Genomic DNA, 24302 nt, shown 5'->3' on the forward strand with positions numbered 1-24302 from the left:
CTAACTTGCCATTTTCCCGGTTTAACTTGATGTCAATTTTGTCCAAAACTAGGGAATGTTTTTCCTCTATAATAAAACTAATGGATAGTCGTACTCAGATCCAGCTACAAAGCCTATTTTAAATAGGCCTGATTGTAAATGAGCAGGGCATCTCGACTAAGGAATATCAATCGCTATGTCTGTACCCCTAGATTCTATACCCACTATTTTAGCTGTTGACGATAGTACAGTCATGCAAGGACTGGTGCAACAAGCTTTAGGGAAAGAATACCGTGTCCTGGTCGCAGATAATGCAGTTGATGCTTTATCCTTGATTTACCATGAACAGGTTTCGGTCTTACTTCTGGATGTGGCCATGCCGGGAATTGATGGCTTAGAACTCTGTCGCACGGTTCGCAGTATTCCTCAGTTCCAGAATTTACCTATTATTATGTTAACAGCACGCGATGGCGCTTTTGACAAGGTTCAAGGCCGTCTGGCAGGTGCTACTGAATATCTTACCAAGCCCTTTGATGCTCACAAGTTATCTGAAGTTGTGGGTCAAGTTCTACAATTACAGTAGAAAGGGAACAGGGAACAGGGAACAGGGAACAGGGAACAGTAATAGTTATTCCCTATTGGCTTTAAAAAAAGTTAAATTGTTCTTCTGTAATTCGATTGGCTTCATACAGAGTTTCTGCTATTTCTGAAAGGGTTAAAACAGCATGAGCATGATAATGATTCTCTTTTAATCGTTCTTTAACACCTCGTTCATGATCAATTAAAACCACAATATCCTCAACTTTTAAGCCCGCAGATTTTAGTTTTTCAGCCCCTTTAATTACACTATTTCCCGTAATTAAAATATCATCGACAACAACAATGGTTTCTCCCGGTTGAAAATGCCCTTCAATTAATCGTCCAGCACCATAAGCTTTAACTTCTTTGCGAGGAAAGATCATCGGACGTTGTAACCGTAAGGATAACCCCGTCGCAGTCGGTAAAGAGCCGTAAGGGATACCCGCAATTCGATCAAAGGTTAAGGTTTCTAATATTTCTCCATAGGCTCCTACAATTTGATGGAAAATTTGCGGAGTTGAAATAATTCGTCTCAAGTCAATATAATAGGGAAAAGTTTCTCCCGATGCTTGAACATGATCACCAAAAATAATACAACCAATATCATAGAGTTGTAAAATTAAATCTCGATGGGGTTGATGTCTTAAAAAACAAACATCTGGCAACCATAAATCGCAAGTTGGATTTCCTTGAATTACTCGTTGTCGTTCTTGATTAATTTGCTCTTGTAATTCTTTTATACCCTCTTTAAGGTTATCTTGTTCTAACAATTGAGGAGGGACAGGTAATAATAATCCCTCTCCATTTAAACTTAATCCGGCGGATAAAATTTGGGTTAAATCATCTAAATCTGTTAAATCATTTTCTTCAGCTACATCCCCTTGTAATAAAATTAATCGCTCCGGTGCAGCTTGACGAATTTTTGCTAACATATCCGGCACCATTCCCACTTCTAAACCTAATTGTTCAGAAGTTCCCCAGGTTTGAGAAGTATTGACTAATTCTAAATATAAAGGTTTATCCGGTTGGGGATATTCTTGGATAATTGAAGCCGAAGGATTTGCGGTTGCACATAAAATAAATACAGCTTTATCAGGATAGACTAAAAACGGCGCAACTTGATCTAATCCCGCATAAGGAGTTAGGGTACAAGCATCAAATTTTAAGTCTTCAAATACAAAACGAGCAAAGACGGTACTTGAATTCAAATCACTGTGTTTTGCATCTAAAATCGTCGGAATATTAGGAGGAATGAATTGTAAGGTTTTTTCTAATAATTTTAAACCCGGAATTCCTAAAGTTAAATAAAACCCAAGCGAGAGTTTATAAGCACAGACAAGTTCTGAGGTTTCACGGATAACAAAATGGAGCCATTCTTGCCATTGCTCAATACTATCAGTGCAATTACTCTCAATTCCTCCACAGTTTTCAGTATCAAAAATATGGCTATCGGGATCGGGTTCTAAAGCCACATAAAGTAAGCTATTTTGATGCTCAATTGCTGCTAATAATTTATCAAAAAAGTTCATTGTTAACTGTTGTATGTTGACGGTTGACGGTCGATAGGGGATTAATGAATAGTTGTTTAAACAGAGTCTAGTTCCCTGGGTATCGGGATTTAGACCTGTTTTATTCACTTTTTTCACTTTTTGTCACTTTATTCTGCCTGAATCGTCACTTTTTGGCAACTTTTATTCACCTGATAGGGTGGTAGTCTATTGCCATGATCAAATTTGTTCGACAACAGTTGACTTTTGGACATCGCACCGAGTCTTTCACCAAAATATACCCATGCTGTGGAGTTTTTTTGAGACAGGGGCGAGGTTTACAATTTGCAACTAGGTAAGAAGCCGGGTTTTTCCCAAAGATCACTAAGGGAAATCCAACCCTTAACCAGAGAAAACATTCCCTAATTTTCATGGATTTCTACGCAATCAAACTTAACGATTAATCTGAGGAGAATAATATCGCATTTTTACTATTAACCTGTATTCAAACCATAAAATTGATGAGAGGTTAAAAAATGCGATCGCCTGAGAATAGAGGGCGGGTTTAGGGAGATAATTACTGATCATTAAAGATGGTATCGGAACCCGCCCCTACGGTGGAATTGTTAATTATTTAGCCAATGCGATCGCATTCTTCCAACAATAAAATGTAGGGGCGGGTTCTGTAATAATATTCAATTCTGATCAATAACCTTGCTAAACCCGCCCTTCTTCTTCTTAATAGCGATCGCCCTTACCTTCTTATTTATAAACATCTCCACGCGACCCAATCTTAGTAACAAAATAAACTTTATTCTCATTATCAATTATAAAAATCACCCGATAATCTCCCACTCTCAAGCACCAGTCATTTCGACCTTTTAGGGGTTTAATATCAACCAAGGTTCGATCAGCTAATAGTAACTTTAAAGCCCGGATAATCCGTTCTTAATTCTCAACAGAAAGACGCTTTAAATATCTTTCTGCTGGATTAGAAATTGTTAAATCCCAATCAATCAAGTTCCCTCCCAAATAATTCTAGCTCTACTTGTTTTAATGACTTACCTAGATCCCGCCCAGCCAAATAATCAGCTAAAGCCGCTTCACTTTCAGCTATTTCGTTAGCCGGGATGACTTCATCAGTCTCCTCAACTTCTACCCCTTGACTAACTATTTTTTGTAAGTCTTTGAGTAACTGAAATTGGTCAATTATGCTTAAACTTTGTGCTTGCTTAAGTACCTCGTTATAAGTTGGCATAGCTTTTTTGCCTACATAAAGGTTACTATACTATAGTATATAGTAATCAACAATTTTTGTCAAGATAATCTCAGAATAGGAAGCGGGTTTAGGGAGATAATTACTAATAATTAAAGAGGGTCTCAGAACTCGCCCCTACGGTGGAATTGTTAATTATTTAGCCAATGCGATCACGGTTTTTTCAACAACAAATTGTAGGGATGGGTTCTGTAATTATATTCAACTTTCAGCAATATTAATTATAGAACCCGCTCATCTTAGAAACAATCGCTCCTATATAAACCATTAAAGGTTAACTGTCAACGGTCAACGGTCAACCTAAAAGGTTTAACCATTCTTGAACATTAATACCAAGGGTTTTGCCTAATTGTAAAAGTTGACGGATTTGGGGTAGTTGCCAAGTCGTGTTTTCCGATGCAATTTCAACAGCAAAAATAGTATCTGAATGACTATTTTTGGGCAATTCTATCTGAGTTTTATGATGATTTCGTTGTAAATATCCCCAACATAACGGGATAATATGGGTCTTCAAATATTGGAAATAAAATTCCTGAGCTTGATTGAGAGAAATGCCTAAATTCAATTCATAACTGAGTTGAATTAACCGTTGTAAATTCTCTAAATCTTCTTCAATGGTAGTTAGATCACTATCCTCTAACCGTCGCCACAGCGATTGCACAATTAACCGTTCAAAAACCTCTTTTACCTCGGAATGGTGTAGCCGACATCGTAATAATTGTGCTTCTTTAGCGATCGCTTCTAATTCTCCTAAATGATTAAAACTTAATCGTCCTTCACTACTTTCAGATTCTAAGGCTCGAACACTGCTTAAAAAACGATTTCCTAACGTCACTTCTGTCGCCACTTGTAACTCAGGAGGAACGGCTAATTGATCTCGATGAAATGCCATCATAATTCCATAATTATCCCGATAAACCTGAGTATATAATTGATCTAAACGAGTTAAGGTTTCCTGGCACAATAATCCCATAATTCGCTGTCGTTCTTCGGGAAATAAATCGCGTAAACTAAAGGCATTATCCCCAAAATTCTGCACTAACCGTAAAATCAAATGAGCCGCACTGGCTTCTTGTAAGGCTTCAAATAATCGATGTTTTAAGTCAAAATAAGCTTGTCGTCCGCTAAACGGTTGAAGACAGCAATGGAAATCCCAACCTCCTAAATGTAAAACCGCAAATACAAAATGAGTTTGTTCGCGTGTAATTTCAGAGATCAATAGAACTTCACCCACGGCTAGGCTTAAAGAACCCATGCGCTGGATTTGATAGTCTAATTGTTGGGCATTATAACAATACAGTTGTTGCTCTTTTTGGTACGTTGTAAACAAGGATGTAATCGCATAATGAGCCGCCACTTGTTTTAAACTGACTCGCGCCGTTGCAACTAATTGCCGATAAACTTCATCCCCAGTTTTAAATAATTCAACGTTACTCGGTGCTAAGGCTAAATTAAAGATAAATTCCGCTTCTAATTCCACCCCAGCAACTTCTTCGGCTAATTCAATGGCGTGACTAGCATAGCGTAAAATTTGGGTACCTTCGGGTCGAGATAATTCTTCAAAAAACCAGCCACAACTGGTAAACATTAATAGACTATGACGCTGCATTTCTAACAGTCGTAAAGCGTCTACTTGCTCGGAATAAGTTAAATTATGGGTTTGATGTTGGGCAAAAAAATCATTCACATTGGCATCGGAACGATCTCGGATCACCTGAATATAATTATCTCTGGCAACCCAAGGATCATTAAAGAATTGACGACCATATTTGTCATATATTTCAATTAAGCGATCGCGTAACCCATTTAACGTATTGCGTAGGGGACGACGCCATTGTTGATGCCATCCTCCTCCGCTTGCACAACCGCAGTCGTCTTGCCATCGGGCCACCCCATGACTACAACTCCAAGCGGTCAGGGGTTTAAGTTCCACTTCCCAAGTTGGAGAATGCAAACTTAAATAATGGCCAAAATTCGTTACTGTCCATCCCTGTTGGGGAAATTCTTCCACAAAAGCATAGGCCAGACATTTTTCGGTTCCCCGCTTATGGTGGCCAAAGGTTTCGCCATCGGTGGCCACAGAAATTAATTGTGTTGGACGATCATCTCCCCGCACCGCTTGACTAATGCGTCCTGATAGGTGCCCAGAACTATTCAAAACATCATTAAACCCCATATCACGGGAGATGGGGCCATCATAAAAGAAAATATCAATATAACGAGAGTCGTCTTTTGCACCCGTCTGATCTTGGAGATAAAAACGATAGGGACGGGTGGCATCAATTTGACCCTCCCCCACTTCCTGCCATTCGGGTTCGGGACAATCCCCAGTGGGGAATGGCCGACAGCGTTGGGCTTGGGAGGGGGCTAAAATGGTAAATTTAATTCCTTCATTGATTAATACTTCTAGAGTGGCATAGTCTACGGCCGTTTCTGCTAACCAGAGCCCTTCAGGATCACGGGACATACGAGAACGAAAATCGGCTTTTGCCCAACGAATTTGGGTATATTTATCCCGTTCATTCGCTAAGGGCATAATAATATGGTTATAGACCTGGGCGATCGCATTTCCATGTCCATTTAAGCGTTGACTACTGTTGCGATCGGCTTCCAGAATTTTTTGATAGACAGATTGGTCACACCGTTCTAACCAATTCATCAAGGTAGGGCCAATATTAAAGCTTAAATATTCATAATTATTAATGATTCCTACCACTTCTCCGCGATCATTGAGGATGCGGGCAAAGGCATTTGGACGATAACATTCATGATGAATACGTTCATTCCAGTTATGGAAAGGCGCTGCACTGGATTGACGTTCAATCACGTTCAGATAGGGATTTTCACGCGGAGGCTGATAAAAATGTCCATGAATGGTGACATAAACTCCGGTGGCGGTTTGTAGCGGATCAAATTCAGGAGAATGAACAGTTTTAGTCGGGGTTTGAGTAGATGCTGACAAAACAATATTCAGGTTGGCGTCAGCAATTTCTAAAGCCTGAGACTGAGAAGTAAAAACCATGAAACTGTTATCCTATAAGGTGAAAACAACAAAAAAAATGCGAATAAAAGCCTTAATTTTGGTCTGATTCAAGAACAATTAGCAAAGACGACTTGGCTCAAGATTCTAGTATAAACATAGCAATGCTATTAGGACACAGGGAACCAAAAATAGAGCTTTTTAAGCATTATTTCGGGAGTAAATAAAGTCTGTTCATGGGTTCTGATGATATACAATTTGAAGAGACAGTTGTGAAACTTTAGGATAAAATTTTGCCGGATGTGATTGTATGATAATTAAAATCGCAAGGTCTGGCAAGTTAAGTTAAAAAATTTAATATTTGTTTATATTGCTTTGCAGAAGTGATAAATTCTGTAATCATTTCTAATGCTCATTGCTCGCATTTTAAACGGATCTTAGGAAATCGTTCTTAATCGTAGAAATCAATAGTAGGATCAAAAGGAATAGTGATTATGTGCAAATCCTGACTTTTATCCATTTTTGAATTGTTGAAGTAGATGAAATCCCCGCCCGTTCACGGCAGGGAGGATGTCAAGTTCCCATATTTGTTGTGAATTCCATGTTAAATACCAAAACTCTGCTGTCAGCACTGTTAATTTTTATCCCGATTTCGATTGCGGCTCACTTTTTAGAGTGGGGATCAACCGTTGTATTTGTCACCTCAGCGTTAGCGATTATTCCTCTAGCGGGTTGGATGGGAACGGCCACAGAAGAAATTGCTGTTGTGCTTGGCCCCAATTTGGGCGGGTTATTAAATGCCACCTTTGGTAATGCGACTGAATTGATTATTGGGGTTGTTGCCCTCAAAGCTGGATTAATTGATGTGGTCAAATCCAGTTTGGTCGGATCAATTATGGGAAACCTGCTTTTAGTCATGGGGTTATCCATGTTTTTAGGGGGTTTGCGCTTCAAAGAGCAACAATTCCAGCCCGTGATTGCCCGTTTGAATGCCTCGGCGATGAATTTAGCCGTAATTGCTATGTTAGTGCCAACCGCAGTAGATATTACCTCCATTGGCATTGAGGAATCGACCATGCAAACCCTCTCGGCTGCGGTGGCGGTGGTTTTGATTACGGTTTATATCCTCACCCTGCTGTTTTCGATGAAAACCCATTCCTATTTATATGATGTGGGAGTTGCTGAAAATGATGCTGATGGACAAATCAGCCCAGAAGAAGTCGGACATGAGGCGGAAAAGGTTAATTTAAAGCTGTGGATTGGTGTTCTGTTGTTGGCTACGCTGACTGTAGCCTTTGAATCGGAATTATTAGTCGATACGTTAGAGGAAGCTACTTCTAGTCTGGGACTCACCGCACTGTTTACTGGGGTAATTTTAGTTCCGATTATTGGAAACGCAGCCGAACACGCGACGGCCGTTACCGTTGCCATGAAGGATAAAATGGATTTATCCGTATCGGTGGCGTTGGGTTCGAGCTTACAAATTGCTTTATTTGTCGCCCCAGTGTTAGTGTTGGCCGGATGGATATTAGGTCAGCCGATGGATTTGAATTTTAACCCCTTTGAATTAATCGCTGTTGCTGTTTCTGTGTTAATTGCCAACTCCGTCAGTTCTGATGGTCGTTCTGATTGGTTGGAGGGGATTTTACTCTTGGCGGCTTATACCGTACTCGGTATTGCGTTTTACTTCCATCCGATTATTGACGGAATTGGATGAGCGGGGAATTTATTCAAGAAGTCAATATCTTAAAAGTTAAGGTAACATTGATACAGGTTTTGAATTCGGTGTAACTAGACAAAGTAAAAACCTGGCTAAATTTGTTGGGTGCATTTCATCCCTAACGGTATGGAAGTCTAGGAAAGCCAAATTTAAAAAAAACCTAACCAATGTTTTAAATCTTGGAAAAGCTAGGGATAGACAGTCCCAAAGCCTGCCTTCATGAAAATGGGGGTAACGCTTCTGGAGAGTTGACCTCTACTTTTGGAGGAGCAATCCTGTTAAAGCAAGTTGATTCGTCGAAAGAAGAATGGAAGTGTCTAAAGACGCGGAAAGTGTCAAAGTGGAATTAGTCACCAGGAGAGAAGACAACAGGATCTGGGGTCTGGGGTCTGGGGTCTGGAATATAGAGGTACACCAGATAGGTTAGAACAGGCGTAAAGTTTTTAATTTTAATGCCAAATTTATAACTTTTACGGCTTCCCTTAAACTGTACATCTTTACTTTTACCCCACACTAACTTGATCGCATAACTTTTTTCTTCCTTTCCTCTAAATTTGCAACCTAGATCTGGGTTCTCGCTTCTGTGAGTTATTGCCTTAATCCTAAGTGCCCAAATCCAACTGATTCAGCAAACGAGAATCGGCGCATTTGTTGTCAATGTGGCTCTGATCTTTTGCTGGAAAGACGATATCGTGTTATTAAACAACTCGGAGGAGGAGGTTTTGGCAAAACATTTGAAATTGATGATCAGGGGAAATGTAAGGTTCTCAAGGTTTTATTAAAAAACCATCCGAAAGCAGTCGCTTTGTTCAAACAAGAAGCGAAAGTTTTGAGTCAGCTTAACCACCCTGGAATTCCTAAAGTTGATCCTGATGGATACTTTACCTATCTTTCCAAGGGCAGTGAAGAACCCCTTCACTGTTTGGTCATGGAAAAAATTGAGGGGTTAAATTTACAAGACTGGATGAAGGAACGAAAAAAAGAACCCATCAGTCAAGAACAAGCTTTAGAATGGTTAAAACAACTGGCTGAGATTTTAGATCAAGTTCATCGTTTGCAATACTTCCATCGGGATATTAAGCCTCAAAATATCATGCGAAAACCCAATGGACAGTTAGTATTAATTGATTTTGGCACCGCACGGGAAGTTTCAAAAACCTATATAGTTAAAGTTGAACAGGGGCAAAACGTCACAGGTATTGTCTCCCCTGGATATACACCCCCAGAACAAACCAATGGGAAAGCGGTTCCGCAATCCGATTTTTTTGCTCTCGGACGAACTTTTATTTATTTATTAACTGGAAAACCCCCCACTGCTTACCCTGAAAATCCTCGAACTGGGAAGTTGTTATGGAGAAAAGGGGCCCCCAATATTTCTGATGAGTTGGCAGCAGTTATTGATTATTTAATGGCACCTTTTCCGGGTAATCGCCCCCAGAGTCCACAGGCGGTGTTGCAATGTTTGGCAGAAATTGATCTGAATAAAGCGACTAATAGTAAGAATAATAGCAGTGAAACTAAAGATGCCTCTTCTTCTAAACGCCAACGTCCTAAACGAGAACGAGAAGACAATAATCTGATCAAGGGTACGGGGTTAAATCTTTCCGCTTCTAAAATTACATTCCCTAAAATTCCGCTTAAATATTTAGGGGTTTTAGGAACATCTTTATTGGTATTAGGAGGGATTTACACTCAAATTGATGGCTATGCGCGCTATGGATTTATTCCGGCTAATCCCCTTCTAATTTTAAAAAGTTTACCCAGTAGTATTTTTTTACAGGACTATAAACGAGCCGTTGGCCAGGTGTATGCTGTTGTCATTAGTCCCAATAATCAAACTCTTGCTGTAGGAAGTTTTGGGGCGATTAGAATTTGGGATTTGAAAACAGATGCCGAACCTCGTACCATTGCAGCCCATTCCAGTTGGGTGAAAGCCTTAGCCATTAGTCCCGACGGTAAAATTTTAGCGAGTGGGAGTAATGATAAAACCATTCGTCTTTGGGATTTGAAGGAGGGAAATCGAATGCGAACGATTGAAGGCCATACCGAAGGGGTGAATGCGATCGCCTTTAGTCCCGATGGCCAGACCTTGGCGAGTGGTAGCGATGATCAAACCATTCGTCTCTGGGGTTCAGAAACGGGATCTCGGCAATTAACCATTGCGGGTCACGAAGGGGCAATTCATGCTCTGGCTTTTAGTCCTGATGGTCAAACTTTAGTCAGTGGGGGAACAGACCGAATCATTCGGTTTTGGAATCTGCAAACAGGATCTCGCAAGCGCAGCATATCAGGCCATGAAGGGGCAATTAATGCTCTTGTTTATCATCCCAATAGCCAAACATTAATTAGTGCCAGTGATGATGGCACGATTCGGTTGTGGAATCCCAATACAGGTGAACAAAAAGCCGTCTGGAAAGCCCATAATAATCCGGTGAAATCCTTAGCGATCACCAAGGATGGTAAAACCCTTCTTAGTGGGGGCGATAGTGTAATTGTTTGGGATCTGAAAACGGGGAAAAAACTGGCAACCTTATGGGGTCATTCTAAACCGATTAATGCTTTAGCCGTGAGTTCAAATGGTCAAATTGTTGTTAGTGGGAGCGAAGATAAAACTATTAAAATTTGGCAAATGCCTTAATCAGTTATCAGTTATCAGTCATCAGTTATCAGTCATCAGTTTTAAAAAGTCTCCTGCAATTTAATCTAATTGATTGTTGGATTGTCCAAAAAATTGATTAAAGAAACTAGAAACTAAAGAAAGAACAATTGAACCGATTGACATCCTCCCGACACCAACGATCAAGCTAATGGTGCGGGATTCCCAAGGCTCACGACTTGGGTTTCTGCTTCCGTCCCTTACGGGTTTTCGCACCCGCCTGAACAGATTTACTCTGCTCAGGTCTTACAGTCGCTCCACAGACTGACACGGCCAGCCCGGCCGCCAAAATATTATTTGCTGCATTAATGTCACGGTCATGATGTGTCCCGCAATTGGGACAATCCCATTCCCTGATATTTAATGGCAATTTATCTAAAATGTGTCCGCAGTTTCCACAACGTTTGGAACTGGGAAACCATCGGTCTATCTTAATTAACTTTCGTCCGTACCACTCAGCTTTATATGTTAATTGACGGACAAATTCTGCCCAATTCGCATCACTAATTGCTCTCGCTAATTTAGGATTCTTAATCAGATTTCTCACCGCTAAATCCTCAACTACTATCGTTTGGTTTTCCCGAATCAGTTGAGTGGTTAGCTTATGAGTATAATCCCTTCTGCCATCGGCAATTTGGGCATGAATTCGAGCTACTTTTTTTCGAGCTTTCTCTCGATTTCTTGAGTCTTTGATTTTCCGACTCAAAGATTTTTGAGCAAGTCGAAGTTTTTTGTATAACTGATTAAAGTGTTTAGGATTAGCAACCTTAACCCCGTCAGATGTTGTAAATAAACTAGAAATTCCTAAATCTATTCCTACATTTTTATCGGTGGGTTCTAATTTGTTATTAGTTAAATCATCAATTCTTAAAGAGACAAACCATCGACCACTAGGGTCTAACTTAACTGTTACTGTNTTCGGCTTTTTTGAGCTTAGGTAATAGGGCGTTGAGTGCTACCTGTCCTAGCCATAACCCCGTATCTTGATAAACCTGAATAGATTTATTTAAGGCGTAATTCCACCACCAGCGCGAACATCCAAATGTTTGGGCTAGTCGTGCTTTTTGCCATGCAGTTGGATATAGACGGACTTGTACANTTATTAAGCCTCAATTCTTAAATGATCAAGTCTTAGAACAGAGCATGAGTTTGGCATAACCCATTCTTATTCCAGGGTATGACCCCCCAATTACAATTGTGACATGGCTGTGTTAGTGTTACTACTGATCTCAGTCCCAAAATCATTAAATAAAGATGTAAAAAACCCTCCAGGCTAAACTGAAGGGTTAGAAGACAATAGAATCGAGAATTTTAAGGTTCTTAAAAATCAGTGAAGGTCAAGAGTTTTCTAGCCAACTAAGTCAGGGCTGTCTCAACAATTAACCCGCAACCGAAAAAAACGCAGTGACTCCTATCCAACTACAGCAACGGGTTGCAGTAAGGCTTCTTTGAGTAATTCAGCTTTATCTGTCTTTTCCCAAGGTAAATCTAAGTCTGTCCGACCTAAATGACCATAAGCGGCTACCTCTTGGAAGAAACGCCCTCCCCGCAGACCGGGTAATTTTTGTAAATTAAACGATTGAATCATTCCCGCCGGACGCAATTCAAAGTTGGCTTGGACAACTTCCAACAGTTTATTTTCATCCACCTTCGCAGTTCCAAAGGTTTCAATCAAAACGCTGACGGGTCGGGCCACCCCAATCGCATAGCTTAATTGCACTTCACACTTATCCGCTAACCCCGCAGCAACAATATTTTTCGCTACATAACGGCAAGCATAGGCCGCACTGCGGTCTACTTTCGTGGGATCTTTACCGGAAAATGCACCCCCACCATGACGGGAATATCCCCCATAAGTATCGACAATAATTTTGCGACCTGTTAAGCCGGAGTCCCCTTGAGGGCCACCAATCACAAATTTACCCGTTGGGTTAACTAAAAAGCGAGTTTGGTCATCGGGTTTAATGGCAATATCCGCAAATACGGGTTCGACAACGGTTAACCACAAATCTGCTTTAATTTTTGCTTGTACTACCGCCTCATCGCTAATATCTCCAATGCTCGCGGTATGTTGAGTCGAGATTAAAATCGTATCAATGCCAACGGGACGATCATCTTCATAGATAACGGTGACTTGGGTTTTGCCATCGGGACGTAAATAGGGCAGTTTCCCATTTTTTCGTACCGTTGCTAATTGCCGAGAAATCCGATGGGCTAAACTAATGGGCAATGGCATCAGTTCGGGGGTTTCATTACAGGCGAAACCAAACATGATCCCTTGATCTCCGGCTCCGATGGCATCGAGTTGTTCCTCACTTAACAGTTCTCTGGCTTCTTGAGCTTGATTAACCCCTTGAGCAATATCAGGAGACTGTTTATCTAAGGCAATTAAAACGGAGCAGCTATCGGCAGAAAAGCCATTGTCTGCATCCACATAACCAATCTCCGCAATTTTTTTTCGGGCTAAATCGATATAGTTAATTTGCGCGTTGGTCGTAATTTCACCCGTGATCAGCACTAAGCCAGTATTAACAACCACTTCGGCGGCAACCCGACTTTTGGGATCTTGAGTTAACAGGGCATCTAAAATTGTATCTGAAATTTGATCACAGATTTTATCGGGATGACCTTCAGTAACGGATTCGGACGTAAATAGGTAACGGCGAGACAATAATCATTCCTCCTTGGATTTGAATGGGATTCATCCAGTGCAGACGCGCCAGGTCACATCTGTAACTGCATGGCATTGAAATTACACTACTACAGCTAGGCCCAGATAGGAGCTAAGATGTGAACTACCCACACTGACTTGGAGTACCAAGTACAGTGTCGGCTTCTGTACTCACAGGCGAATGCCACAACTTAGGCTTTTGCCCAAGATAGGGTCTTACATCCCCTCCTACAGCAGAAACGGCTGCACCATCCGTCTTTAGCATTCTAATGCCTTCGGCTCTAATATTGATCGCTGCGTTTCCATCACGGTCATGATCAGTACCACAATCGGGACAAGTCCATTCCCTCATATCTAATGGCATCTCACTGACTTGATAGAAACAATTAGAACAGAGTTTGGAACTGGGAAACCATCTATCAATCTCGACTAACTTNGAGAACCGAGAAATGGCTTGCCATGCTCTATCTGCACTTGACTGTCTTGCCTGAGAATTTAATTTGCTTGCCCAAGGAGTTGTAGAGTCTTTCGCTAAAACAGCGCAAAGTTTCTGCAAGTCATTTCTTGTAGTCCCTTTGTTCTCCATCCAATATTTAACGCATTTGTTTCTGACAAATTGCGCTGTCCTAATAGATTCATCAAGCTTTTGATATTGCTCTGAAGTGCCGTTCTTTAACTTGGTTTCTACAACTAACATAATTCCCTCGACCTGGGGTTTACCACTATTATAACACACTTTACCCAAGATTTGTAGAATTAAATCGTTACTTCGCATCTGAGTTAGTGGGTGGGATTTCATCCCNGACCGATCACCTCCTGATCTAAATATATTACTACATACTCAGAAAACAATCGGACAGATGGGGTCAACTCCGTACCTACGTTGACCCGTCTTTCATACCACCGCTCACCTGGGTTATTGTAGAGCGGGGGACTTCCCGGCGGTGTAAGTTAAGGATTTAGAGAATTTACACCATGATTGCAATCCTATCTGCAAGCTATCTTCTAGGATGGGACGGATCACGGTACAGAAAGTTGCGACAATCTCAACCGTGTAAGGGTGTAAATCAAATTTAGACTAAAATTTTAATCTCATCTAATTGGGAAATCACCACATCCGCACCTTTGATGTGTTGAGGATTTGATCTGTTCCAGCAAATACCCACACAACCCCCGGCTCCGGCTGCCAACGCCATGTCAATATCCCCCTGAGCATCTCCCACCATTAAAGTGACGGAGGGATGAACCCCAAGCAATTGACAAGCATTCAGAAATAAAATTGGATCGGGTTTAGTTGGGCCTTCATCGACCCCCATTTGTAAGTCAATATAGGGTTCAAGTTCATGGTGTATGACAAAACGCTGAACTTGTGAGGTCGGAGCCGCCGACAGAATTCCCACCTTTATCCCCGCCTCGGATAGGTATTTTAAGGTTTCTAAACACCCAACAAACAAAGGCGAAGGCGGTCGAGACTTAAGATATTGATCCGCATCCCCAAAGGCACGACGGGCAATATTTAAAGATTCTAACCATCCTCGTCCGGTTTCAGCAATATAGGCGGCTGCCGCAATTTCATTTTCTCGTCGGCTTCCGACTGCCATTAATCCTGTGGGATCAAGGGTATTTCCCTGAACGCCAAAAGCCATCAACAGAGGTTCGCTCACACCGGGAATTTGAGCATCAATTAAACGCGATCGCTTTTGAGCTAAATTCCTCAAGAAATCGGCAGAATCCTCTAAGGTTCCATCCTTATCGAAGATAACGGCTTCAATATCAACAAAGCTAACATTTTGAACTTGAAGGGTGACCAACCTCAAACACTCCACAAAGAACAGGGAACAGGGAACAGGGAACAAAGAACAGGGAACAGGGAACAAAGAACAGGGAACAGGGAACCCGAAAAAAATTTATTCCCTCTTCTCTTCTTAAAAAAATAGGGAACAGGAAAAAGATTGATTTCCGCTTCCCTATCCCCTCTTCTTTTTTCTGCGGTTGAACCTTATACCCCTTCGGCAACGGGTTCAATGTCTTCTTCGATGGCTGCTGGAATATCATCGTCAATGGCGGACGGGATTTCATCGTCCTCAATGGCGGACGGGATTTCATCGTCCTCAATGGCGGACGGGATTTCATCGTCCTCAATGGCGGACGGAATGTCAGCTTCATCCACTTCTGAGGGGACTTCAACCGTTGCCGTTCCCTGTTGAGCCGCCAAGAGTTTTTCCCGGAATTTGGCTGCCATTTCTTCAGCTTTCTCATAAACAAGCTGAGGATTTTTAACCATCGCTCCCGGTTCGGGTTCCAGTTGTTTTGTGGAAAGGGAAATCCGGCCCCGATCTGCATCTAAGTCAATAATCATGACTTTGACTTCATCATTGACATTGAAAACGCTATGAGGTGTATCAATGTGATCGTGAGAAATTTCTGAGATGTGGAGCAGACCACTCACGCCACCAATGTCAATAAACGCCCCGTAAGGTTTAATTCCTCTAACGGTTCCTGTCACAACTTCACCCACTTCTAAGCGGTTCATCTTCCGCTCAACTAAAGCCCGACGATGGCTTAAGACGAGGCGATTACGATCCTCATCAACCTCTAGGAATTTTAAGGGTAATTCTTCAGCAACGAGTTCTTCTTTGGGTTTGCGCGTACTAATATGGGAGCCCGGAATAAAGCCCCGCAATCCTTCAATGCGAACTAAAGCGCCGCCTCGATTTGTGGCAAAGACTTGAGAGCGGACGGTAGCATCTTCCGCTTGCAGTTGGCGGACGCGCTCCCAGGCCCGCATATACTCAATGCGACGAATGGAAAGAGTTAATTGCCCATCTTCGTTTTCATCGGTGAGGATAAAAAACTCACGGGTCTCATTAGACTGTAAGACTTCATCAGGACTTTCCACCCGATTAATTGACATTTCTTGTAGTGGAATGTATGCTGCGGTCTTAGCACCAATATCAATCAGAGCGCCCCTTGGCTCTAGACTAAAAACAGTCCCCGCCACTACATCACCGGGACTAAAGTGATAGTCGTATTTATCGAGTAAGGCGGCAAAATCTTCGTGGGTAAAGCCCACATCTTTTGGTTTTGTTTTCTGATTGATCATGCGATTTTTATCCTAAAGTTGCTCCTATTAAATGGTTGTTTTGCAGTTAAGAGAGGTTTTTGATCATGGCTGCTAGAGCCAATTTTCGCTTGCGATCAAAACTGCTGACTTGACATCACAAGTACCGGGGATACCTGTGAACAACAGATAAATAGAGGATTATCGCGTCAAGTCTCGTTGACACTCCTGACCTAACCCTAGGGGTTTAGTCAAGGATTCTTGCTTCATCGAGGACTGCTTTCTGATTAACAATCAGCCCGTCTTACACCCTCTCCACAAGCTTAAAATCCGGTATGCCCTACCGTACATTAAAACTTAGTTGATTACTTGTCCCTACTCCCACTGGGTTGAGGTTACGACCCTTGGTTTTGTGGATACTGGACTTTCATGCAAACAAATCTAATTTTAGCACAGTTTTTTTGGGTCACTATCTATCTTCCCGTTAAGCTACGCTGTAACGAGAGTCCTCTTGATCTAAATTTAGATAAATCAAGGATCATCAACTTAAATATACAGCCTAAACCTTTACCCTGGGGGTGTGAGGTAAGCTGTGTTGATGTCTAGGGGAACAGGTAAATAGAGTTAACTTAAATAGTATAACTGTTCAAAGCATATCTATTATGCCACAACCGATCAATTTTGGGTCATCATGCCTAAAGTTTTGTCAGATTCAGACTAGGACTGAATCAGAATCGGACTCAATAGGAAATTAGCACCTTAATGTTGAGATCCCAGTAAGGATGCAGAACACAAAGAGGGGGGGGCTTCGATGGCGGAATCCTCACACGAGGAGGCAGAATCTTCCGAGTTTGGAGCCAGTTCAACCGCTTTCCCGTTTTCACAATCACGCTGAAAGTGATTTAACGCCTCGGCAAAATCTCGAATTCCTTGAAATTGTCGATAAACGGAAGCAAACCGCACATAAGCAACTTCACTCAGGGATTTGAGTCGTTGTAATACTAATTCTCCAATTTCTTGAGTGGGAATTTCCCTCTGGGAACGTTGTTGCAGTTCTGCTTCGATTTCATCAATAATCGATTCTAAATCGGAAGCAGAAAGTCCGGTTTTTTCACAAGCTCGAACCATACCCCGCAGCAATTTAGACCGATCAAAGGATTCCCGTTTCCCATCCCGCTTCATCACTGTAATGGGAACAAATTCAATCCGTTCATAAGTCGTAAACCGATGCTGACACTGGAGACATTCCCGCCGCCGACGAATACTTTTACCCGATTCAGCAGAACGCGACTCAAGAACTCGACTATTAGTATAGTGGCAAACTGGACACTGCATGATAAACGTCCTTTGAGTGTAGGTTTCACTGAACAGCAGTTTCCTGATCAGCGAGTACAAAGCACGGTGTGTAACGCTTGAGCATTCCCATACTGAGTGATGAGAACTCAGGGTTTTACTTAAACAATTGCATCTGAGTTCGCTCCTGCTTAAATTTTAAATTAACCCCAAACCCCCATCACTCAGTATTGGAGTGGTAGAAGATGCCCTGATTGCCAGTTACTTGCCAATCCGAGGCGGTTCCCGGAATGCAATTGCAAAAAAGAGAACTCCTAAGGCCAAGGTCAAAACTAAGATGTAAGCAACACTTTCCATGTTAATGTTTCCTAAACTTATTGTTTTCTAACAGTCTACCATTGAGCGATTAATTGACATACTCCCGGCGTCAAGCTTCGCGCTCGACGGGGGATTCTCCCAGAATCACTTCTTGAGATTACTGGCTCAACGAGACGACTTAAATCTTCAACATCTCTGTTAAAGACCCAGAGGCCGGACTCTCCCCAGTCGTTTGGGTCGGTTTCTGTTTGCCCAACAGTACCGTTGAGATCGGCTCCCAAATATTTCAACCCTTTTTTAAGAATATTAATTGCCGCATTCCAGTCTCGATCTAAAACTGTTTGGCAATCAGGGCATTGATGAGTTCTTGTACTCAATGTTTTATAAACTTTTGCCCCACAAACCGAACAATCAATAGTTGTGAATTGTGGCGGTACAGCAATGCAAGTTATCTTGTGAATCTTGGCAAAATAGTTCACCCATTGCGTGAATTGATACCAAGAAGCATCGCTAATACTTTTTGCTAACTTGTGAGTCTTCACCAAATTAGATACTTTCAAAGCCTCGTAGACTACCAAATCATTGGATTGGACTAACGCCAGAGCATCTTTGATGGCTCTGTCTTTACGTTGTCGAGAAACTTTTAAGTGTAATTTAGCTACTTTTTGCCGTTGTTTGTGATAGTTATTAGACTGTTTTTGCCCTTTTCGATGACGCTTAGATAGCCTTCTTTGAGCTTTCTTTAAGCGTCTCTCCGACTTTCTCAGGAAGCGAGGATTTTCTACTGTGTTGCCATTAGAGTCGGTATAAAACTCCTTTAACCCTAAGTCTATTCCTACTACAGAACCAGTGAATTCATGCTTTTCCTCTCGGTCATAGTTAATCAGAAACTGGCAATAATATCCATCGGCTCTTTTTACTACTCTAACTCGCCTAATCTGCTGAGATGAGTAATAGACTAAGGTTTTCTGGCTACACCACAGGTCAAAAGTTCCCGCTTTAAATCCATCGGTGAAAGTGATTTGTTTCCTGTCATCTGAAAGCGAGTATCCAGTCGTTTTATATTCTACTGACCTACTGTACTTTTTAAACTTAGGAAATCCTTTCTTTCTGATTGATGAATCTCGACAGTTAGCGGAGAACCGAGAAATGGCTTGCCATGCTCTATCTGCACTTGACTGTCTTGCCTGAGAATTTAATTTGCTTGCCCAAGGAGTTGTAGAGTCTTTCGCTAAAACAGCGCAAAGTTTCTGCAAGTCATTTCTTGTAGTCCCTTTGTTCTCCATCCAATATTTAACGCATTTGTTTCTGACAAATTGCGCTGTCCTAATAGATTCATCAAGCTTTTGATATTGCTCTGAAGTGCCGTTCTTTAACTTGGTTTCTACAACTAACATAATTCCCTCGACCTGGGGTTTACCACTATTATAACACACTTTACCCAAGATTTGTAGAATTAAATCGTTACTTCGCATCTGAGTTAGTGGGTGGGATTTCATCCCCCGTTAAGCTACGCTCTCCGCGGGGGCATTCATCCAGCATTTTTAGGTAAGAAGAAAGAAGTCTGAGCTAATCATCCCAAATCCATATAAACAGAGAGAGTTGGAAACTTTATGAACAAAGCTCCAACTCTCTCTGGATTGGGGTTTATAAAAACACTCCCCAAGCCCGAACTAGATGTATCCTAGACGGTTTTTTTGACGCGAGTGGTTTTGTCACCCACTTTCTGGAACAGACCCCACTCCACTTGTTCTTCAAGATCGGCTTCCACCCCAGCGAACACATCGCGGAAGATCGTCCGAGAACCGTGCCAAATATGGCCAAAGAAGAACAATAATGCAAAGCAAGCATGAGCGTAGGTGAACCAGCCACGGGTGCTGGTACGAAATACCCCGTCAGATCTCAAGGTTTCCCGGTCAAACTCGAACGGTTCCCCTTGTTGGGCTAAACGGGCATATTTTTTAACGCTGGGTGAATCACTAAAGGTTTTGCCATCTAACTCTCCACCGTAGAAACTGACACTCACCCCAGCTTGTTCAACGCTGTAGCGAGAATCAGCCCGACGGAAGGGAATATCAGCGCGAACCACACCATCTGCATCCGTGAGAACTACGGGGAAGGTTTCAAAGAAGTTAGGAAGACGGCGAACCGATAATTCCCGTCCTTCTCCATCTTTAAACACAGGATGGCCTAACCAAGTTTTAGCAATCCCATCACCGTTGTTCATTGGGCCAACCCGGAATAAACCGCCTTTAGCGGGGCTGTTGCCCACATAGTCATAGAAGGCGAGTTTTTCAGGAATTTTTTCCCAAGCTTCCGAGTAACTATCCCCACGAGCAACACTGGCTTGTACCCGGCGTTGAATTTCTTGTTGGAAGTAACCACTATCCCATTGATAGCGGGTCGGGCCAAATAATTCAATCGGGGTAGCAGCCGAACCGTACCACATGGTTCCAGCAACGACAAAAGCCGAGAAGAATACCGCAGCAATACTGCTGGATAACACCGTTTCAATGTTCCCCATCCGCAAGGCTTTGTATAACCGTTGGGGTGGACGAACAGAAAGGTGGAATAGACCCGCAATAATACCCACAACACCAGCGGCAATATGGTGAGCTACAATTCCTCCCGCATTGAACGGGTTAAATCCTTCTGGCCCCCAAGCAGGTGCAACGGGTTGCACGCTACCGGTGATCCCATAAGGATCGGATACCCACATTCCAGGGCCAAATAAGCCGGTTAAGTGGAATGCTCCGAAACCAAAGCAGAGTAGACCTGATAAGAACAGGTGAATGCCAAACATTTTTGGCAAATCTAAGGCGGGTTCACCTGTTCTGGGATCGGTAAATAGTTCCAAATCCCAGAAAACCCAGTGCCAAACAGCAGCTAGGAACAGTAAACCAGACAGGATAATATGAGTAGCTGCCACCCCTTCAAAAGACCAAACACCAGGGTTGGTGACGGCTTCTCCTGTGAGACTCCAGCCACCCCAGGATTGGGTTACCCCTAGGCGGGCAATAAAGGGCATGACGAACATCCCTTGACGCCACATCGGGTTGAGGACGGGATCAGAAGGGTCATAAATTGCGAGTTCATAAAGGGCCATAGATCCAGCCCAACCTGCCACCAAAGCGGTGTGCATCAGGTGTACAGAGATCAATCGTCCTGGGTCATTCAGAACAACCGTGTGTACACGATACCAGGGTAGTCCCATTGACTACATTCCTCCAGTTGATAATGGTCTACTTTTTTATTACTTTGCTTTGACACTCTCAGGTCTGTTGGCAGTACCTGCCGGAAGGCATAGACGCTGAAATTTTTTAAGAAGAACTTAAAAGGCATTGTCAAAGTACCCCCACACGCTCAAAACAACCACCAGTACGAGAGGGATTGCAATTGCGCTTACTTTAATGAAATTGTTTCAACACGCAGATAGTTATTCTTACTTGCGTTAATTGAGCGATTATAGCAAAAGATTGACGGGGATTGACACTCTCGGCGCGTAAACGCGCGGAGATTCTTAATTCAGCGACTGACCTTTAAGCACCGGATCTCTTTCGAGCAATACTCAAACCTTTCAATTTTACAAGATTTTCGCTACCGGTGTTGTTACTCTCAAGGAGTTTTCTGGTTCGAGGGTGCCGACTAAAAGTCGCTTCACAACCGCCCACCTTGGGGATTTCAACCCTCTCTATCTTAATCCTAAGCCGATGCTCAAAGCACGGGGTTTTAGACCCAAATTCTCGATAAATTATGGATTTCGGTTCATTTGACATTCTGTGGCGGCGGTTCCCAGACGTTCTAGGACTTGATCGGCTGAAATTAAGCGGGTGAGAACAACTTGACCAATGGTGTTAGAGGAGTTGGTCATTGAGGTGATGTCCGGTTTGACTTCTAGCATCAAAACGGCATCTTCAACTCGATACAGCCACATCTTTTCCTGCTGATTCTGATCCCAAATACAGAGGTTCATTTTTTGAATTTCTGGTGGACGGCGACGCAGAGCCTGATCCCACAAACCTCCTACTCCCCAAACTCGTCCTACTGTCCATCCATCCGTTAAAAAAAAGTATTTCACAGACTGCCCTAAACGAACTGACTTTAGATCTGATGTTTTACAATACCGCGAAAAGATCAATGAAGCGACGAATCTCCTCAACTCTAGGAGGTTTTTTAATGTCCATTGGGAAAACGTTTAAAATGATAGAGTACGGGGATAGAATTTGTACTGCGATTCAATATGTCAAATCAACGGTTAGGACAATTTTTAGGTGGTTTTGTCTTCGGTTCTGTCGTAGGTACGGTGGTGGGTTTGCTGGTCGCACCGGGTTCTGGGAAAGAAACGAGACAGTTACTCAAAAAATCAGCAGCAGCCTTACCCGAACTCGCAGAAGATCTATCCAGCAATGTTCAGTTACAGGCGAATCGGCTTTCAGGGTCTGCTTTACGCAATTGGGATGAAACCTTGATTCGTCTTAAAGAGGCGGTTGCAGCCGGGTTAGAAGCCAGTCAACAACAACAAACTCTGTATAAGCCAGAAGTTGAAAATCATCTCCCAGAGTCTCAAAAAACGATACGGGAACGTTGATTATCGGGGATTGTGTCTGAAAATCGCTATACTTTTAAGGCGGCTCACACTATTCTGTTGTTGATGGAAATCCAGTGACTGAACCTTTGTTTTGGCTAGCACTGTCGCTATTTTTGGTTGCAGTCAGCCTGACTGCTGTTATTGTTGTTGCTTTACCTGCCCTGCAAGCGATTGCAAGGGCAGCACGAAGTGTGGAAAAATTAGCGGATACCCTCTCCCGTGAATTTCCTCCGACATTGGAATCAATTCGTTTAACGGGGTTAGAAATTACCGAACTCACGGAGGATGTCAGCGAAGGGGTACAAAGCGCGAGTCAAGTGGTTAAACAAGTTGATCAAGGGTTAGATAGTGCTAAACAACAAGCGAAAAAATTGCAATCTACCACCGGAAGTATTTTTACCGGAATTCGTGTGGCTTGGAAAACCTTTAACCGCAAAACTTCCCCCTCTGAGTCGCAGCGTCGCTCTGGTCATCGTTTGTCAGGAAATAGCAGGAATTCTCATCAATTAAGGGAGCGAAATATTCAACGGTTAGATCTCTATTCTGAGGTTAATTTTGAGTTAGAAGATGAAGATTTAGAAGAAAATAATAATTCTTTTAATCAGGTAGATTATTAAGGGCGATCGCAGAGTTTAATATTATAGAGATGACTTAAAGCTATCGCCTCTTGAATCCGTGACCTAAGCTCATCAATTGAATTCAATGATAAGCTTAGAAGCTTTAGGTAGAATATTTTACTGTAGGAAGATGAACACCAACATAACCAATAATCACTTTTTCCGTTTTACGTTCCAGAAAAAAATGAATTCGCCAATTACATTGTTTCAGCTTAATATGTTGCTCAAATAAACGTTCTTCTCCATCAGGACAGAGAAAGGTTCGTTCTTTCCAATATTGATCAAGTGTTGGTTTACTTTCTCCAGAAACATCAAGAGAATATCCTTCTAAACTAAATTCTTTGCACCCTTGATTGATCCAAATTTTTGCATATTCTTCCAGTTGCTCTAAAGTTTCTACAACCCATTCTAATTTATCCTCTCCTGAACGAAGTCTACGCAATTGTTTAGTCCCTGCTTGACAAAATCGCAAACTAGGAAACAACTCATTCCGACAGTTCCAAAGTTGTATTCCATTAGTTTTAGAGGGTTGGAGGCGCTTTTTAATCCAATCAGCGTGTTCTAAAATGTGATTTTTATAACTAGCATGATAAACCTCTATAATTTCTTCTGTAATATTGATATTATTTTCAATTTGTATCAGAGTTGATTCTAGTCTAGTACAATTCCAACAGTTTTGAGAATTAAAACTAATTGCTATTGTTTCCAATAAATAAGCAGCTTTAAGTCCTTCTGCTTTCTTTTCACGAAAAATAACTTCATAGTCCTCATCCTCAATATTTCTTTTAAGATCAGAGTCGGTGATATCAACCGAAAAAGGAGTTTTAGTTGCAAGAGTCCGTAGAAAAGTTTGCTGTTCACGGCTGACTTCTTTATCATTCCGCCAACGCTTTAGAGGGTAGTTTTCTGCCAGAAACAAATCATGAAAATTGGTTTGAGTCCGAATTCCTTTTAATCCCTGTTTTTGGGCTGTAAGCATTGTGCTGATTAAATCAGACATCCAAATTCTCGCTGTTGGAATATCAGGAGCAAGAGGTTCTAGGGAGAGTTCATTAAATACCATCTCCAAATCCATCG

At 42.0% G+C, this 24302-nt stretch carries 20 protein-coding genes and 1 pseudogene; 5 read left to right on the plus strand and 16 right to left on the minus strand.

The genetic code is table 11. From position 1 onward, the window contains the following. Positions 1-175: 175 nt before the first annotated feature. Positions 176-562 carry a response regulator transcription factor gene (locus PL8927_RS23630; RefSeq protein ID WP_083625912.1) on the plus strand — a complete coding sequence of 129 codons (387 nt, stop codon included), beginning with the start codon at positions 176-178 and terminating at the stop codon, positions 560-562. Positions 563-623: 61 nt separating this feature from the next. Here the strand turns inward: PL8927_RS23630 and PL8927_RS23635 are convergent, their stop codons facing one another. The 4 genes from PL8927_RS23635 to PL8927_RS23650 all read right to left on the minus strand — a co-directional run bounded on the left by PL8927_RS23635 (position 624) and on the right by PL8927_RS23650 (position 6343). Then, positions 624-2087 carry a bifunctional orotidine-5'-phosphate decarboxylase/orotate phosphoribosyltransferase gene (locus tag PL8927_RS23635; protein WP_083625985.1) on the minus strand — a complete coding sequence of 488 codons (1464 nt, stop codon included), beginning with the start codon at positions 2085-2087 and terminating at the stop codon, positions 624-626. 720 nt (positions 2088-2807) lie between these two features. Then, the gene (locus PL8927_RS29200; RefSeq protein WP_231506126.1) at positions 2808-2948 is read right to left on the minus strand and encodes a type II toxin-antitoxin system RelE family toxin; all 141 of its coding nucleotides are present in this window, start codon (positions 2946-2948) and stop codon (positions 2808-2810) included. 109 nt (positions 2949-3057) lie between these two features. Further along, positions 3058-3303: a hypothetical protein gene (locus PL8927_RS23645; protein WP_083625913.1), complete on the minus strand. Its 246-nt coding sequence runs from the start codon at positions 3301-3303 to the stop codon at positions 3058-3060. 313 nt (positions 3304-3616) lie between these two features. Next, positions 3617-6343 (minus strand): DUF3536 domain-containing protein, encoded by a 2727-nt coding sequence (locus PL8927_RS23650; RefSeq protein WP_083625914.1) that lies wholly within the window; start codon positions 6341-6343, stop codon positions 3617-3619. Positions 6344-6902: 559 nt separating this feature from the next. On the opposite strand from PL8927_RS23650, the gene cax reads away from it, so the two are divergent. Both cax and PL8927_RS23660 read left to right on the plus strand, forming a co-directional pair. Then, the gene (cax, locus tag PL8927_RS23655) at positions 6903-8018 is read left to right on the plus strand and encodes a calcium/proton exchanger (RefSeq protein ID WP_083625915.1); all 1116 of its coding nucleotides are present in this window, start codon (positions 6903-6905) and stop codon (positions 8016-8018) included. Positions 8019-8604: 586 nt separating this feature from the next. Next, the gene (locus tag PL8927_RS23660) at positions 8605-10659 is read left to right on the plus strand and encodes a serine/threonine-protein kinase (RefSeq protein ID WP_083625916.1); all 2055 of its coding nucleotides are present in this window, start codon (positions 8605-8607) and stop codon (positions 10657-10659) included. Between the two features lie 190 nt (positions 10660-10849). Here the strand turns inward: PL8927_RS23660 and PL8927_RS23665 are convergent. The 11 genes and pseudogenes from PL8927_RS23665 to PL8927_RS23715 form a co-directional block, all read right to left on the minus strand. After that, positions 10850-11602: pseudogene (locus PL8927_RS23665) on the minus strand (RNA-guided endonuclease TnpB family protein); the annotation flags it as partial. After that, entirely contained in the window at positions 11580-11780 is a 201-nt protein-coding gene (locus PL8927_RS29040; protein ID WP_331281859.1) for a helix-turn-helix domain-containing protein, read from the minus strand. The gene PL8927_RS29040 and the pseudogene PL8927_RS23665, both read right to left, overlap by 23 nt. A 308-nt stretch (positions 11781-12088) precedes the next feature. After that, positions 12089-13348 carry a methionine adenosyltransferase gene (metK, locus tag PL8927_RS23670; protein WP_083625918.1) on the minus strand — a complete coding sequence of 420 codons (1260 nt, stop codon included), beginning with the start codon at positions 13346-13348 and terminating at the stop codon, positions 12089-12091. Between the two features lie 124 nt (positions 13349-13472). Next, on the minus strand, positions 13473-14147 hold the full coding sequence (locus PL8927_RS29255) for a zinc ribbon domain-containing protein (RefSeq protein ID WP_456319748.1): 675 nt from the start codon (positions 14145-14147) through the stop codon (positions 13473-13475). A gap of 274 nt (positions 14148-14421) precedes the next feature. Further along, complete coding sequence (locus PL8927_RS23685; protein WP_083625919.1) at positions 14422-15159, minus strand: HAD family hydrolase; 738 nt, start codon at positions 15157-15159, stop codon at positions 14422-14424. Positions 15160-15347: 188 nt separating this feature from the next. After that, positions 15348-16451: a 30S ribosomal protein S1 gene (locus PL8927_RS23690; protein WP_083625920.1), complete on the minus strand. Its 1104-nt coding sequence runs from the start codon at positions 16449-16451 to the stop codon at positions 15348-15350. A gap of 717 nt (positions 16452-17168) precedes the next feature. Continuing rightward, the gene (gene nrdR / locus PL8927_RS23695) at positions 17169-17744 is read right to left on the minus strand and encodes a transcriptional regulator NrdR (RefSeq protein WP_083625921.1); all 576 of its coding nucleotides are present in this window, start codon (positions 17742-17744) and stop codon (positions 17169-17171) included. Positions 17745-17963: 219 nt separating this feature from the next. Then, entirely contained in the window at positions 17964-18059 is a 96-nt protein-coding gene (locus PL8927_RS23700) for a photosystem II reaction center protein T (protein ID WP_006619121.1), read from the minus strand. A gap of 35 nt (positions 18060-18094) precedes the next feature. Continuing rightward, positions 18095-19495 carry an RNA-guided endonuclease InsQ/TnpB family protein gene (locus PL8927_RS23705; protein ID WP_331281858.1) on the minus strand — a complete coding sequence of 467 codons (1401 nt, stop codon included), beginning with the start codon at positions 19493-19495 and terminating at the stop codon, positions 18095-18097. Between the two features lie 209 nt (positions 19496-19704). Then, positions 19705-21234, minus strand: coding sequence for a photosystem II chlorophyll-binding protein CP47 (psbB, locus tag PL8927_RS23710; protein ID WP_083625922.1), 1530 nt, complete (start codon positions 21232-21234; stop codon positions 19705-19707). Between the two features lie 537 nt (positions 21235-21771). Further along, positions 21772-22098, minus strand: a complete 327-nt coding sequence (locus tag PL8927_RS23715; RefSeq protein WP_083625923.1) for a hypothetical protein — start codon at positions 22096-22098, stop codon at positions 21772-21774. Between the two features lie 162 nt (positions 22099-22260). On the opposite strand from PL8927_RS23715, the gene PL8927_RS23720 reads away from it, so the two are divergent. Both PL8927_RS23720 and PL8927_RS23725 read left to right on the plus strand, forming a co-directional pair. Next, positions 22261-22608 (plus strand): YtxH domain-containing protein, encoded by a 348-nt coding sequence (locus tag PL8927_RS23720; RefSeq protein WP_083625924.1) that lies wholly within the window; start codon positions 22261-22263, stop codon positions 22606-22608. 74 nt (positions 22609-22682) lie between these two features. Beyond that, on the plus strand, positions 22683-23225 hold the full coding sequence (locus PL8927_RS23725; protein WP_083625925.1) for a hypothetical protein: 543 nt from the start codon (positions 22683-22685) through the stop codon (positions 23223-23225). A gap of 103 nt (positions 23226-23328) precedes the next feature. Here the strand turns inward: PL8927_RS23725 and PL8927_RS23730 are convergent, their stop codons facing one another. After that, positions 23329-24300 (minus strand): hypothetical protein, encoded by a 972-nt coding sequence (locus PL8927_RS23730; protein ID WP_083625926.1) that lies wholly within the window; start codon positions 24298-24300, stop codon positions 23329-23331. Positions 24301-24302 lie beyond the last annotated feature (2 nt).

It is taken from the genome of Planktothrix serta PCC 8927, assembly GCF_900010725.2.
GTDB lineage: Bacteria > Cyanobacteriota > Cyanobacteriia > Cyanobacteriales > Microcoleaceae > Planktothrix > Planktothrix serta.

Coding starts and splice junctions, on each gene's coding strand:
- PL8927_RS23645 (WP_083625913.1), bottom strand. CDS start 3,303: ATGCCAACTTATAACGAGGTACTTAAGCAAGCACAAAGTTTAAGCATA.
- psbB (WP_083625922.1), bottom strand. CDS start 21,234: ATGGGACTACCCTGGTATCGTGTACACACGGTTGTTCTGAATGACCCA.
- PL8927_RS23650 (WP_083625914.1), bottom strand. CDS start 6,343: ATGGTTTTTACTTCTCAGTCTCAGGCTTTAGAAATTGCTGACGCCAAC.
- PL8927_RS23635 (WP_083625985.1), bottom strand. CDS start 2,087: ATGAACTTTTTTGATAAATTATTAGCAGCAATTGAGCATCAAAATAGC.
- PL8927_RS23720 (WP_083625924.1), top strand. CDS start 22,261: ATGTCAAATCAACGGTTAGGACAATTTTTAGGTGGTTTTGTCTTCGGT.
- PL8927_RS23690 (WP_083625920.1), bottom strand. CDS start 16,451: ATGATCAATCAGAAAACAAAACCAAAAGATGTGGGCTTTACCCACGAA.
- PL8927_RS23705 (WP_331281858.1), bottom strand. CDS start 19,495: ATGCGAAGTAACGATTTAATTCTACAAATCTTGGGTAAAGTGTGTTAT.
- PL8927_RS23730 (WP_083625926.1), bottom strand. CDS start 24,300: ATGGATTTGGAGATGGTATTTAATGAACTCTCCCTAGAACCTCTTGCT.
- cax (WP_083625915.1), top strand. CDS start 6,903: ATGTTAAATACCAAAACTCTGCTGTCAGCACTGTTAATTTTTATCCCG.
- nrdR (WP_083625921.1), bottom strand. CDS start 17,744: ATGCAGTGTCCAGTTTGCCACTATACTAATAGTCGAGTTCTTGAGTCG.
- PL8927_RS23700 (WP_006619121.1), bottom strand. CDS start 18,059: ATGGAAAGTGTTGCTTACATCTTAGTTTTGACCTTGGCCTTAGGAGTT.
- PL8927_RS23630 (WP_083625912.1), top strand. CDS start 176: ATGTCTGTACCCCTAGATTCTATACCCACTATTTTAGCTGTTGACGAT.